The organism is Thermodesulfobacteriota bacterium (genome assembly GCA_040753795.1).
Classification (GTDB): Bacteria; Desulfobacterota; Desulfobacteria; order Desulfobacterales; family Desulfosudaceae; genus JBFMDX01.
Window position 1 is genome coordinate 36,947 of record JBFMDX010000006.1, and the last position, 14,251, is coordinate 51,197.

A 14,251-nucleotide genomic window follows, 5' to 3' on the forward strand; every position below is an offset into this window, starting at 1 on the left:
CCCCCCGCATCGCCGTGACGATATGCGGGCCGAACAGGTTGATGTCCCTTATCCCCTTTGCGGCCTGCCGCCGCGACGATTGTCATCACGTCAGGCGTCTGTCCTGAAAGCCCCCGTAATGGACGTTGACATACGGTCCGGGCGCTGGTATAGTTTCAAATAAAAACAAAATCTTATCTGCTTTTAATAACTTTATTTTAAAATCTTGAAACGACGGTATCGACATGTCAATCAACTCCAACGGGACCACGCTGGGAGGCGGCAAACCCAACATGAGAAAGATCGTTGTGACGGGCTGCGCCGGCATGATCGGGTCCCATCTTGTTGACGAACTGGTGAAGTTTGAAAACGTAACGGTGGTCGGCGTGGACAATCTTTCCTTCGGGCGCGTCGACAACATGGAGGAAGCGTTCAGCAGCGACCGCTTCACTTTTTACCGGGTGGACGTTCTCGACCTGGAAGCGCTGAAAATCATCTGCTGCGGCGCGGATACGATTGTCCATCTGGCGGCATTAAAAAAAAGCGGCGAGGCGGACGCCAGCCTCCATACCCTGCGCGTTAACAGCCGCGGCACCGAGAATGTTTTCGATGTCGCCCGGATGTGGCGCTGCAAGGTCGTGCTTGCCTCCACCTCCGATGTCTACGGGATGGCCCCCGTGCCCCACACGGAGGACAGCGATCTGGTGCTTGGCCCCACCATGATCAAACGCTGGGCCTATGCCGTTTCCAAACTCTATGACGAGCAACTCGCCTTTGCCTATTTTAAGGACGAAGGCGTTCCCATCGTGATTCTGCGTTACTTCGGCGGCTTCAGCCCGCGATCAAACTTCAGCTGGAGCGGGGGGCATATCCCGATTTTCATCGACGCGATATTGCGGAACGAACCGGTTAAAATACACGGTGACGGAACGCAGACGAGGTCCATGGCCGATGTCCGCGACCTGATTCGCGGCACCATCACCGCCATCGGGCGGGAGCAGGCCGTCGGCCATATTATCAATCTTGGTAATGATGAAGAGATGAGCGTGCTCGACAGCGCCCGGATGATCGCCGAGGTGGTCAACGAAGAGACGGGCCTCCACCGGGAGATGAAAATCATTTATGTCCCCTTCGCGGAAATATTCGGGCAATACAAGGATATCATGCGCCGGCTGCCTGAGCTGACCAAGGCGCGTCGGCTTCTCGACTATGAACCGCGCTACCGGCTTCGCGAGGCGGTAAAGAACACGGTCAGAATCAAGTTCCAGCAGCTAAAAACGCAGGGGGCGATTTGACAACGACAACCGCCTCCCGGCCGCCGTCTGCCGCCGACACGTCCCGGCCGGTCCTTTACGTCATCATACCGGTCTTAAACGAATCCGCCAATGTCGAAAGGCTCTGCGGAGATCTGGCGGATATGTGCCGCATCGCGGCGGCAGGCTTCGAATCACGTATCATCATCATCGATGACGGCAGCACCGACGATACCGCTGAACAATTTTTAAACAGCGGCCTGGGTTCCTCGCTGGTTCTTTTAAAGCACGAAACGAACCAAGGACCGGGCGCCGCCTTTCGTACCGCCTTTACCTGCCTTTCCCGGCGTCTCGCTGATCAGGACCTGGTCATGACCATGGAAGGAGACAACACCTCACAGACCGGTCTGTTCCAGAATATGCTGGTCCGTTTCCGACAGGGAGCGGATGTCATCCTGGCCAGCCCTTATGCGCCCGGTGGCAGCATGACCAATGTCGCCCGGCACCGGCTGGCCTTGAGCCATGCGGCCAACCTCCTGGCGCGGGCCGTGCTGGGGTTGTGGAAAATCCGCACATTGAGCAGCTTCTATCGTCTGCATGCCGGATCGATTATCCGCAGGCTTCAGCGTATCCACGGCGATGGCATCATCGAATCGGATGGTTTTGAGTGGGCGGTCGAGATGCTTCACAAGTTGCACCTGGCAGGTGCCGGCATGGTTGAAGTCCCCATGAAAATGGATCTGTCGCACAGAAAAGGGAAAACCAAAATGAAAATTTTCAGGACCATAAAAGGATATTTCAGGGTTTTCCTCAACTCGAAACAATATTCACGCCTTCACCGGTAAGCAGGTTATCGCGTCACATGGCGACCCATTCCCGAGGCTTCCGTTATTTTCCGGTTTTGCTCATTGCCTGCCTCCCGCTCCTGATAAGTGTAATACTGACACATTGCCTGTTCAATGCCGACTTGATGGACTATGTACCGACGACCCTTTGCCAGCGTTACAATGACGCCACCGATTACTGGATGCAGACCCGGGCTTTTGCCACGGCAGGATTCGACAGCGGGTATTTCGGCCGCGAAGAGGACATCTCCAGGTGCCCCGGCATCCGCTTCGGATGGCAGAACTTCATCTCCTATGCCTATGGCCTGCCGGCTTATGTACTCGGCTGGGAGTTGTGGTCTTCCGCCGTGTGGAACCCCGTCCTTATCGGCGCCTGCCTGTTTTTCTTTCTCCGGGCAATACGGACCGGCCGTAAACGACTGATAACGGTTGGCCTGCTGACGGCGACCTTCTGGCCGCTGCTGTTTTTCCTGCCGACAATGATGGCGGAGCCTTTTCATTACTGCATCGCCGTGCTGGCCGCCGCGGGCTTTGCCCGCGCGCTGTCTTCCGGCGGGAACGTGCGAAAGCGATACACCCTGGCTACCGTGGCGCTCCTGTTCCTGGCCGCGGTTGCCCGTCCCAGCTGGCTGCCCCTGTTGTTTCTGTCGGTTTTCCTCGCTTATGAAACGATGCGACCCAAGCAGTACCTGCTGGCCGCCGGCGGCGGCATGGTCCTGTGCGGTTTGAGTTACACCGTCTTTTCACTCATGATGCCGGATACGAGTACTTATTCGGCTGCCGGCGCCTTAATGGCAGGCACGGCCCACATCCGCACGATAACGACGAACCTGATTCAGAACATATTGCTGCTGGCAAAAGGGCCGGATTTTCTGATCGCTTTCCGGATTCAGACCGGCGTTCTTCTGGCCGGATCAGCCGTCGCCCTGATCATGGCGCTGAAGGGTCATACCCATGAGCGGCGCAACGGAGTTCTGTCGCCCTTTCCGCTTGACGCGTTTATTCATTTTTTTAATCTCGCCTCCATCGTATTTCTCACCGTAGCGGCTTATACGACGGACAACTGGGGAGACTACAGAATCCTCTCGATCCACGTTCTTTTTTCCGCTCTGCTGGCCGCCGCCAGATGGAAAATAACGGCAATCCCTGTTTTCCTGGTGGTCGGCAACATCCTTCTTGCCCCCATGTTCATCAACGAATACCGCCTGTATCGAGGGCTTGAATTCACCTACGACAACTCCCGGCTGTCGGCATTCTACTCCCGGATACGGCCCCATATTCAGTACACCCCCGGGGCAGATCCCTGGGACAACACGCTGCTCTATGGCGGCCTGGTCAACTTTTTCCCTACGGAGTTGATTGCCCTGCCCGCCGGTTTCGGGCTTCGCATCATCGTTGTGCCGCAAAACCTCCGCTTTCCCGTTCATTCGCGCTATATCCTTCTCGACAACAGCTATTACCTGGACTGGATCGCACAGAAAGAACGTCTCTTCTTTCTGACGAAAACCACCACCGGCGACCTTTATTATTGCCTGCATGAAAACGAATCTCCGTTTGCTGAAGACGGCCGGTTAAAGGGCGACCCGGATAATCCTGACCTCTCCTGCTGGCTCGGGGATGCTTATATGGAATGGGACCGTACTGATGACGCCATCCCGTATTACCGGAGAGCCCTTGCGCACGCCCCCGGGATGTACCACGCCCTTTTCAACCTGGGCCTGTGTTACGGCAAAAAAGGAGACGATGAAGCTTCCGGAATGTACTTCGAAAAGGCGATCGAGCGCAATCCGGACCGGCCTGAACCTTACTACAACATTGCCTGCATTCATGCCAGATCCGGAAGAACTGACGAGGCCATTGCCTGGCTCAGAAAAAGCATCGAAAAAGGATATTGCAACTGGCCGTTATTGAGAACCGACGGCGATCTCGACAACATCAGGGGGACGGCTTTTTACGAGCTGTTACTACGAGACGCGGACGACAAACAAGGGCCTTGACATTCGGGTCCGCGGGGGCACAGCTTACGCCAAGCGCCTTCAGTGCCCTTTTATATGAGCTGATATTCTTTTTCCCTGAACAACCTCAGACAGACGTCGACCACGCCTTCGTGATAAAGGGCCCCCCGGTTCTTCTCGATCTCCTCGAGGGCGGCCGCCATCCCCAATGCGGCCCGATAGGGGCGATGGGTGGCCATGGCCTCCACCACGTCCGCCACCGACATGATGTACGATTCCATGAGAATACCATCGCCTTTCAGATTCCCGGGATACCCCGTGCCGTTTAGCCGCTCGTGATGCTCCCGGACGATTCTGGCCACGGGCCAGGGGAAGTCAATCTCCTTGAGGATCTCGTATCCTTTTTCGGGGTGCGTCTGAAGGATACCGAATTCATGCTCCGTTAGCTTGCTCGGCTTGCTCAAAATGCCTGCCGGAATCGATATCTTGCCGATATCATGAATGGTGGCGGCCACCCGGAGTCCCTCGATCCGGTCGTGAGAGAGTCCCATCTCCCTGGCTATGGCGCAAGCCAGATCCGCCACCCGTCGCTGATGACCGGCGGTATAGGGATCGCGTGTTTCCACGATGGAGGCGATCGCCCGGACGGTTTGCTCCAGCGCCTTTCTCAACCGGTCGACGCTTTCCTTGCGGTCGGTGATATCCTCGATAATCCCCTCATAATAACGCGCCCGCCCGTTCTCATCCCGAACCGCGTGCATGGTCCGGGAAACCCAGATGACACTCCCGTCCTTCTTGCGAAACTGGACTTCACGATTTTTCGCGAACCCCTGCTGTTCGATGATTTCAAACACCCTGGCGCGTTCCTCGGGATCGACGTACAACTGGCCGGCGATGTTGGTTACGCCGGCAATCAGATCCGCGGGGGAATCGTATCCGAGGATGCGGGCCATGGACTGATTGGCGATGATGAACCGCCCTCCGGGGGTAGACTGATAGATGCCTTCCTGGGCATACTCGAAAAGGCTGCGGTATCGTTCCGCCATCTGCTTGCGCTCGGTGATATCGCGGACGATACTTCGAAACCCCACCGACCGGCCTGGCATATCCGTCATCAGTGAGACCGACGCCTCGATATATCTTCTGGTTCCGTCCTTTCTGATGATCAGCCAGTCGACGCCTTCGTCGGGTTCGCCGGTCCGGTAAACCTTGTTGTAGGCCTGAAAAATTTTCTTCCGGGTATGTTTATCCGTATAATGCCGGTAATTCATTCCCATAAGCTCTTCACGGGAATAACCGAGGATGCGGCATACGGAATCATTAAAGAAAATCAAGTTGCCGGCCAGATCCAATTCAAAATAGCCGTCACGGATATTCTGAAGAATATTTTGGAGACGCTCCTCGTTTTTACTCTTACTCAACATCATGGCAGGCTTTCCGGCAACAATGATTTCTCTGGCTACGGGCTTCCGCACCTCATCTTGTCCGCACCTTGATAACAGAATTTATCCGAAAGGTAAACATCCCCGGAAGTTCCCAGCGGGGTATGGTTCCGGAATTTTCACTTCCCTGATGTCCAAGGGCGCCGGACGTCAGAAATCCCTGTGCCGACTTCCGGATATTGAGATGGACCTGCTCCTGGGAGACCATTGCGGCGTCATCACAGGCAAGACACCCGTTCAGGATTTTATCCGCTCGTGGCTCAAGTAAAAAACCGGTTTTTTTCTTGACAGACGCGTGATATCCCGGCATAAAAGTAAACGATAAATACAAAAAACGTTTACTTAGGGGTCGTCCAATGGGTACTGCCGAAGAGGGGGAAACTCCTCGTAATGAGAAAACCCGCCGGCGAATCATGCAGTTTGCCGAAGGGGCTTTTCATGATCGAGGCTTCCGTGGGGTGACCGTAGAGGAGATCTGCGGCGGCCTGGGAATGAGCAAACGGACCTTTTACAAATACTTTGCCAATCGCGACGCCCTTGCTCTGGCGATCATGATGGATCGCTTTGCCGTCTTCGGCCCCGCACTGATTGAAAATCTGAAATCCGCCAAGCCGGTCAAACACATCCTGGAGACCCACTTCGACCTGCTTATCCATAACATCTACGGCCGGATTTCAGCGCAAATGTTCGCCGACTTCCAAACGATGTTTCCGGATGCCTGGCAAAACCTGGAGCAAGCCAGGCGACAGATCATCGCCATGTTTGCCGATCTGCTCCGGCGGGGGCAGGCGGAAGGCTGCATCCGCCAGGACCTCGACCCGCTGGTGGCGGTAAAGATCATTCAAGGGATTGCCACCCATCTGGCCGATCCGCGTTTTCTGCTGAGTGCCGGCATCGATATGGATGCGTTTGTCAGAAACTGGCAGCACCTGGTCTTTTTCGGGTTACTGACGACAAAAACAAAACAGAGGCGGTCTTCAATCCGCCTCCGGAAAGCAGAGAGGTTTCGATGAAAATCACGCTGATTTTTCCGGCCAGAGACAACGATATCGCCCGGGGGATGGTCAGCATCCCGCCGGCCGGCATCACGCGGCTGGCGGCCCTGGTGCCGGACGACGCCGAAGTGAAACTGGTCGACATGCTCAGTTACGATCGCGTCGATTATGAGGAACCGGCGGATCTGGTCGGCATCACGGTCAGGACGCCGGTGGCCTCCGTGGCCTATGAAATCGCCGACCGCTTCCGGGCACGGGGGGTGCCGGTGGTCCTGGGCGGCCCACATGCCTCGGCCGTGCCACTGGACGCGGCCCGGCACGCCGATACGGTGGTGGTGGGCGAAGCCGAGACGACCTGGCCCCGTTTTCTGGAAGATTTCAGAATCGGGGGAGCAAAACGCTTTTATGTCTGCGGCCCCCTCAAGTTTGATCCCGGCATGGAATCCCTGCACCATGAGCCGGCCTTTCCGGCATTAACCAACGCGCCCATACCGAAAAACGGACTCCTGCCCCGGCGCCGCTATATCATGGATTCCATCCTGACCACCCGGGGCTGTCCCTTTGACTGTTCCTTCTGCCCGGTATCGATCCTGTTCGGGAAAAAGCCCCGGCACCGTCCCGTCGATGAGGTCGTCAGAGAAGTGGCCGGAATGAAGAAACGGGTCTATTTCAATCTGGACGATAATATCTTCGGCATCCCCGGAGATGAAGAGTACTATCTTGATCTCTTCAAGGCCCTGGCCGGTCTGAAGAAGAAAAAATACTGGGCCGGCCAGGCCGGACTGGGCGTGGTGGATACGGAAAAGGGCCGGGAAATTCTGCGGCGGGCCGTCAAAAGCGGACTGACCCTGGTATCCGTGGGGATCGAATCCGTTTCCCGGGAGGGGTTGATCGAGTCGGACGCCGCCAGAAAGATGTCGAATAAAGGCAATAAGACGCCGAGCGTGGATACGATTCTGGAGCAGATCCGGGCCTTAAAGGAGCACGGCCTGTTTATCCTGGGCTGGTTTGTCATCGGCTGGGACAGCGACCGGGAGGATCAGTATCAGAGCACCCTGGAATTTGCCGACCGGGCCGGAATCGCGCCGATTATCGTCAATCTTTACCCCATGCCCGGCACCCGGTGTTACGACGACTTTCTCCAGGCCGGCCGCATAAAACCCGGTCTGGACTGGGAGGATTTCAGCCTGGCCGGCAACAACATCGTCTATCACCATCCAGCGCTCAGTGAAGCGGCGATGGTCACCGGCGCCCGGTCGGCCATGCAAAGCGCCTATTCCTTCACCCGTATGTTCAAACGCGCCGTGGATTACACCCGGCACAGGCCCAGCCCCATCAGTTTCCCCCTGGCGATGATTTTACAGTATCGGGGAAAGAAGAATTTCCCGACGGACTGAAAATAAGCCCGGGCCGTCTTCACCCGCCTTTTTCCGCCTCGGCCAGGCGACGCCTGCCCCATTCCTCCAGGATGGCGGCGTCATGAATCATGATCTGCTTCAGGGTCGATTCCAGCGGCTGGTCGGTTTCCGCCACCATATGCCGGCCGGCGTCAATTTCCGTAACCGGATCGAAGTCATCTTTTAAGGCTTCAAAATGGGCCAGGCGGGCGTCCGAAAGCCCGGGGCTTTCTTCTCTCTGCTTCAGTCGGCGGCGGATTTCGTCGTCCCCCGCCCGGCACTCTACCAGAATGAAATTGGCATCCAAATCCCGGGCCAGGCGGCCGGCTTCATCGCGGAAATGGCGCCTGCGGAACGTGGCGTCCAGAATCACGGATTCATTCTTTTCCAGGGCTTCCTGGGCCGCCAGCAACAGGTTGCCGTACGTCAGCCGGTCGGCCTCCGGCGTGTAGATGCCGCCGGCAAAAGGGGTCTCCCGGGCCGCTGTTGTCCGTGCCGGAAACATGTCTTTGCGGACACGATCGGACTGAAGGAGATCGATGCGCAGCAGGTCTGCCAGGGCACGGGCCAGAGTGCTTTTGCCCGAAGCCGGCAGACCGCAGAGCACCCACATGGTGGGCCGGGTGAACTGGAGCGCATACCGGTAAGCCAGTAGCAGGAAACGCCCGCTGTCCTGCTTCAGCGTGCTCCGCTGCTGTGTCGTCAACGAAGGTTCCCGCCGCCGGATTTCCGAAACCTTGAACCTGACCATAGCCCGATAGCACTTGTAAAAGTCAATCAGGGGAACCAGGCCGGCGTCGCCGCTCTTTTCCACATAGGCGGCCAGAAGGCGGCGGGCCCAATGGTCATGGCCTCTGAAGTCCAGGTCCATGATCAGAAAGGCCAGATCATTGGCCGTGTCCCCCAGCCGGAAGCCGGGGTTGAATTCAATGCAGTCGATGATGCGGATGCCGTCATGAAAATAGATATGCTCGCAGCGCAGGTCGCCATGGCCGTCCCGGATCCGTTGCCCGCGGACACGATCGAGAAAAAACGTCTGCCGCCGGTTCATGAAACAGACGACGGCGGACCGGATAATGTCGTGCCGGCGACGGTCTTCTGAATTTTCGATAAACAGCGCCGTCTGGTCAAATGTTTCCCGCCATATCCGGCCGATATGGTCCGGGCCGCCGAATTTGGCCATGGCGGCGGCCGTCGTCGGCAGCCGGTGGAAATCCGCCAGGCATCCGGCCAACGCGTCCACGTGCGCGTCGGTCATGCCGCCGGAATCGAGTAAAGCCGTCATGGAATCGGTTTCCGGGAGTTGCTGCATGCGCACGGCGTATTCGACGATGTCGCCGGAGCCCTCCAGGGAATAGCGTCCGGATTGAAAAGTGACGGGAAGAATATCCAGATAGATATCCGGCGCCAGACGCCGGTTGAGCATGATTTCCCGCCGGCAGTAATGGCGTCTTCCGGACAGGGTAGTGAAGTTCAGAAAACCCAGATCGACCGGTTTTTTAATCTTGTACACATAGCGCCCTGTCAGATAGACCCGGGAAATATGCGTTTCCCGGACCGTGATCCCCTCCACGGGATGGGGATAAAAAGCGGCATCGCGCATGGCGCGATCAAGTTCCTGCGGGTCCGTCATATATCACCGGTCTTTATATGAAAAATTTCATGATCTCTGTTATTATAATGATTATAACAGAACGGCGCCGCTTTGTATCGTTCTGGCATGGAGATCGTCCACCAGCATACCAATGGGAGGGACATCAGATGAATCGTTCCGGCATTATAATGGATAACCTGTGGCAGGTAGGCGGCGGGGGGCTGTCCGGTCCCGGTGATGCCGCCGTTTACCTGGCGCGGTTCGGCGACGCGGCCATGCTGGTTGACGCTGGTTGCGGGGACGGCCACGAGGCTGTCAGGCGCAACATTACCGCCTGCCTGCCGGAGAGGATCCCCGTGACGTATCTGTTTCTGACCCACTGCCATTTTGATCATACCGGCGGCGCAGACCGGCTGCGGTCCGAATACGGGGCGAAAATCGTCGCCCACGAACTCGACGCTGGTTTTCTTGAAAGCGGCGACCGCGACGTCACCGCCGCTTCCTGGTACGGTGCCTTTCTGCCGCCGTTTACCATTGACGTCAAAATAACCGGGCGGGAACAGACGTTTACCGTCGGCAGCGGCCGGATTACCGCCCTACACTGGCCCGGGCATTCGCCCGGATCAATGGTTCTGACCACCCGTCTGGATGGGCTGACGATCCTTTTCGGTCAGGACATTCACGGACCGATTCATCCATCCCTGCTGTCCGACCGCGCCGATTACCAGGCTTCTCTGCGCCGGATTCTGGGGCTTGAGGCGGACCTGCTCCTGGAAGGCCATTATGGCGTCGTACGCGGGAAAGAAGCCGTGCGGGATTTTATCCGCTCGTTTATCGAATAGAAGCGATGTCTCTGTTTGTTTAACAAAAAAGGAGGACATAAAAAGGCGAAATGGACACCACCGGCACCCCCCCGAACCCGGACGAGGAAAAACGGCTGGAAAGCCTCATGGAACCCGTCAACAATTCTCCCTATTACCGGCATATCCGGATGCGGCTGGGAAAATTGTCCGTTGAAGGATGCGTGATGACCCTGGAGGTGGGTGACGAGCACATGAATGTCTTCGGGAACGGCCACGGCGGCGCGGTAGCGTCCCTGGCTGACTCCGCCTGCGGGCTTGCCCTGGTGCCGTCCCTGAAACAGGGCGAATTTGCCGTGACCCAGAATCTGTTCGTCAATTATTTCCGGCCCGTGAAGAAAGGCACCCTGACCGCCCGGGGGAAAATCGTCAACCGGGGGAAGACCAGCGCTGTCCTCGAAGCGGAAATCTTCAACGAGGCCGGTGAACTGGTCGCCCGGGCACAGACGACCCACGCCATCCGGTAAACACAAGGCACCTCGCAGACATAATGGGTTCCCGCAAAAGCATAGAAATCCCTTGTAAATTACCCGGGACGTGTTAGATATCCTCAATGGGGGGGCCTTCCGTAAGGATATTTTTTTGCCCCGGTTTTCAACTCATCAACAGGATATTTGCAAGATGCGCGGGAAATCGAGCCGTGATATCCGCTCAAGGGGTGCCGGTTCATGCCTGCCGGTAGCCGCCTGCCGTGACCGCCGGATTATCGTTTCGGCGGTGTTTCACCTTCCGGTGAAGAGATGAACAAATTTTTTGCCGGTAAAATCGGCCCGCTGGTGGTATGGTTTTTCTTCCTGTCCGGCGCGGCCAGCCTGATGTACGAAATCATCTGGATGCGAATGCTGACGGTCTACGCCGGCGGCAGCGATTTTTCGGTGAGCATCGTACTGGCCGTATTCATGGCCGGGCTGGCCATGGGCAGCGCCATCGCCGGGAGGCTCGCCGACTGTTTGGACGGATCAAGGCGACTCCTCATTTACGGATGGCTGAAACTGGCCATCGGGCTTTATGGCCTCCTCTTCCCCCTCCTGATGTCCTGGTGCAAACCCCTGTATGCGCTTTTCTACCATCATCTGCTGGATCATTTTCTCGGATACAACGCGGCCAGTTCGCTCATTTCAGCACTGCTGCTCATTGTCCCCACGACACTGATGGGCATTACCTTCCCGCTTTTATGCCGCTTTGTGATTGATGATCTGCCGCAAGCCGGCTCCCTCATGGGTCGCCTCTATGGCGCGGAAACGCTGGGAGCCGCGACCGGTACGCTCCTATGCGGATTCTGGCTGATCGGCGGACAGGGCATCACCGCCGCGCTGACGGCGGCGGTGATGATCCATGCCGCCATCGGCTTGTTCTGCATCCTGTTTCTGGTCCCGGCAATTCGACTCAAGACCGGAAAGGACGCCCGGACGCCCTCTCCGGCTGCAGCCGACAGAACGACCGGCCGGGAAAATTTTTCAAATCATCGGCTGCTTCTGACGCATGTGATTCCGCTCTATGCCCTTTTGGGGATTTCCGCCTTCTGCGGCATGGCATACGAGGTCATCTGGACAAAACTTATCGCGTTGCTGTTGGGACCCACCACCTATTCTTTCACCATCGTCCTGTTCACCTTTATTACCGGACTGGCGCTGGGCAGCATCTTTTTCGGCCGGCTGGCGGACCGGAGCCGGAACCCCTTCAGCCTCCTGGTCGCCACTCAATTCGCGGCGGCAGGATCCGTTCTGGTTGTCAGCCACTTTCTGGGCAACGCCCAGATCTTCTTCGCCAAGATTCTGTATCAGTTGCGCGATCATTTCTTCCTGCTGGAAACCGCCAAAACCGGCCTGCTGTTTGTTCTGATGGTCGTACCGACGGTTTTCCTCGGCGCCTCGTTCCCTGTGGCCGTCCGTATCCGCACCCGGAGCCTGGCATCGCTCGGCGAGTCGGTCGGAAAACTTTACGCCGTCAGCACCGTCGGCGCATTTCTCGGCTCCTTTTCCGCGGGGTTTGTGCTGGTTCCGCTTCTTGGCAAGGCCATGGGCCTTTCCACCCTGGCCGGAGCGCAGGTTGTCACGGCCATGACCGCTTCGATGCTGGCCGGCAGGCGCCTCTCGCTTCGGGTCGTCCCGGCAGTCCTCGCGGCCACCCTGCTGGCGGGGTGCCTGTTTCTGCCGAGATGGGACCGCGCGTCGCTGACCCGCGGGAAATACCTGCGTCCCGATCTTTACGGGGACGCGTTGGAAAACATGTCCCTCATGGACAGCCTGTTTCTGGGACGTAAGAGACTGTCGCACCTGTGCACGGACCAGGATATCCTCTGGATCGAAGACGGCATCGGCGGGCTGGTGGCGGTGGGCAGGACCGTCAACAGCCTCGGGGCCACGATCATGTTCCTTTCGGTCAACGGCAAAATCGTTACCTCGACACAGTGGGATCTCCACATGATGACCATCGCCGGCCACCTGCCGATGATGTTTCACCGGAATGCGAAAAGCGCCCTGGTGATCGGCCTGGGCGGCGGCATTACCGCCGGCGAAATGCTGCACTATCCGCTGGAAACGCTTGACGTGGTGGAAATCAGTCCCGAGGTCGTAGCGGCATGCCCGCTGTTTGCGCCGTTTCACAATAACCTCCTGACCGATCCCCGTACACACCTCATCGTTCAGGACGCCCGAACCCATGTGGCCCTGACCGATCGCCGGTACGACGTGATCGTGTCCGACCCCATTAATCCCTGGGTGGCCGGTTCCGCCCAGCTGTTCACCCTGGACCATTTCCGGCGTGTGAAAAGCCGGCTTAACCCGGACGGCATATTTATCCAGTGGTTTCATGCCTATCAGTCGGGCTGGGACGTTTTTTCCATGTTCGGACGGACGTTCCGTGAAGCGTTTCCCAACAGCCTGCTCGTGAACACGGCCATTTTCGGACCGGACTATCTGTTCGTAGGTTTCGCTGACGACCATCAGCCCATGCCGGGCCTCGACATTCTGGAGCAGAACCTCCCCTACGCCGTCCAATCGGCCAACCTGCGCATGCCCAGCGCATCCGTCCTCTACCCCCTGATTGTAACGGATTCCCCCGCCTCGCTCTTCGGCGACGGTCGGCTCCACACCGATGCGCATCCATACATGGAGTATCTTGCCCCTCGCTATGCCTACACTGGCGGCATCGATTTCACGAAACAGGTCAGAGAGGGAAGACAACGCTCGCCGCTGCTGCGATCCATTCTGTCACGGTTTGGCGACATCGACCATCAGCTTGACTTCGCCGAATTCATGGCTTCCGTAAACGTCCCGCCGTTCGGGCTGGTCCAGACAGCGAACGCGAGCCCCTCACAGATGACGCGATACCGGCATATCGTGGAAAACTACTGCCGCGTCAACAAGGTGGAAGACTACAGTCGGTTGTCGCCACTGGATCGGGGTATCTGCCTTCCCCTTCAGGAACAGCTTGTTCTGGAACGAATTGATCAGTTGATCACTGCTGGAAACGATAGCTGGCTGCTCGCTGAAGCATACTTCGACCTGGCCGGAATTTACGCGGCCGGGAACGGCTTCCGACGCGCCACCACCGCTTATCGACAGGGGCTTCTGCATCTGCCCGATCACCAGGCGGCCCTGTCCAACCTGGCGGCCTGTCATGAACGTCTGGGGGAGCACCGCCAGGCTATTGACGCCCTCAACCGGCTGGTCCTGATCCGGCCCCGGTCGGCCGGACTGATGGCCCGACTGGCCGTTAATTATCTGCGGCTCGGAAACCCGGGAGAAGCCCTGGCCAGTGTCGAAAAAGGTCTGACCATCGACCCTGCCAGCAACGCCCTGCTTTCCCTGCGGAACGCCCTGACCGGCAGGGACCCGGAATGAAAATAAACCGGGGCACTCTCCGCTTTTTCGCCGTCACAACCATTTTAAACATTGATCACCCGCGCAACCTTTTATTTTCATTGTCT

The 14,251-nt window shown here is 57.6% G+C and carries 11 protein-coding genes; 9 read left to right on the forward strand and 2 right to left on the reverse strand.

Annotated features, from left to right (window positions below; all coding sequences use genetic code 11):
* The first annotated feature begins 272 nt into the window (after positions 1-272).
* The 3 genes from AB1724_09130 to AB1724_09140 all read left to right on the forward strand — a co-directional run bounded on the left by AB1724_09130 (position 273) and on the right by AB1724_09140 (position 4,074).
* Positions 273-1,274: an NAD-dependent epimerase/dehydratase family protein gene (locus tag AB1724_09130; GenBank protein MEW6077962.1), complete on the forward strand. Its 1,002-nt coding sequence runs from the start codon at positions 273-275 to the stop codon at positions 1,272-1,274.
* A complete protein-coding gene (locus AB1724_09135; GenBank protein MEW6077963.1) occupies positions 1,271-2,077 on the forward strand; it encodes a glycosyltransferase family 2 protein in 807 nt (268 codons plus the stop codon). Before AB1724_09130 ends, AB1724_09135 begins: the two co-directional genes overlap by 4 nt.
* 125 nt (positions 2,078-2,202) lie before the next feature.
* Positions 2,203-4,074, forward strand: a complete 1,872-nt coding sequence (locus tag AB1724_09140) for a tetratricopeptide repeat protein (GenBank protein MEW6077964.1) — start codon at positions 2,203-2,205, stop codon at positions 4,072-4,074.
* Between the two features lie 50 nt (positions 4,075-4,124).
* On the opposite strand, the gene AB1724_09145 is transcribed toward AB1724_09140, so the two are convergent.
* The gene (locus AB1724_09145; protein ID MEW6077965.1) at positions 4,125-5,459 is read right to left on the reverse strand and encodes a PAS domain S-box protein; all 1,335 of its coding nucleotides are present in this window, start codon (positions 5,457-5,459) and stop codon (positions 4,125-4,127) included.
* Between the two features lie 145 nt (positions 5,460-5,604).
* Between AB1724_09145 and AB1724_09150 the strand changes: the two genes are divergently transcribed.
* From AB1724_09150 to AB1724_09160, 3 genes are all read left to right on the forward strand, one after another.
* Complete coding sequence (locus tag AB1724_09150; GenBank protein ID MEW6077966.1) at positions 5,605-5,742, forward strand: hypothetical protein; 138 nt, start codon at positions 5,605-5,607, stop codon at positions 5,740-5,742.
* 88 nt (positions 5,743-5,830) lie between these two features.
* Positions 5,831-6,487 (forward strand): TetR/AcrR family transcriptional regulator, encoded by a 657-nt coding sequence (locus tag AB1724_09155; protein ID MEW6077967.1) that lies wholly within the window; start codon positions 5,831-5,833, stop codon positions 6,485-6,487.
* Positions 6,484-7,866 carry a radical SAM protein gene (locus AB1724_09160; protein MEW6077968.1) on the forward strand — a complete coding sequence of 461 codons (1,383 nt, stop codon included), beginning with the start codon at positions 6,484-6,486 and terminating at the stop codon, positions 7,864-7,866. Before AB1724_09155 ends, AB1724_09160 begins: the two co-directional genes overlap by 4 nt.
* Positions 7,867-7,885: 19 nt before the next feature.
* Here AB1724_09160 and AB1724_09165 read toward each other — a convergent pair whose 3' ends face one another.
* A complete protein-coding gene (locus AB1724_09165; GenBank protein ID MEW6077969.1) occupies positions 7,886-9,499 on the reverse strand; it encodes an AAA family ATPase in 1,614 nt (537 codons plus the stop codon).
* Between the two features lie 128 nt (positions 9,500-9,627).
* Between AB1724_09165 and AB1724_09170 the strand changes: the two genes are divergently transcribed.
* The 3 genes from AB1724_09170 to AB1724_09180 all read left to right on the forward strand — a co-directional run bounded on the left by AB1724_09170 (position 9,628) and on the right by AB1724_09180 (position 14,165).
* Positions 9,628-10,302, forward strand: coding sequence for an MBL fold metallo-hydrolase (locus tag AB1724_09170; GenBank protein MEW6077970.1), 675 nt, complete (start codon positions 9,628-9,630; stop codon positions 10,300-10,302).
* Positions 10,303-10,352: 50 nt separating this feature from the next.
* Positions 10,353-10,787, forward strand: a complete 435-nt coding sequence (locus AB1724_09175) for a PaaI family thioesterase (GenBank protein MEW6077971.1) — start codon at positions 10,353-10,355, stop codon at positions 10,785-10,787.
* Positions 10,788-11,060: 273 nt separating this feature from the next.
* Positions 11,061-14,165 carry a fused MFS/spermidine synthase gene (locus AB1724_09180; GenBank protein MEW6077972.1) on the forward strand — a complete coding sequence of 1,035 codons (3,105 nt, stop codon included), beginning with the start codon at positions 11,061-11,063 and terminating at the stop codon, positions 14,163-14,165.
* Positions 14,166-14,251: the final 86 nt, after the last annotated feature.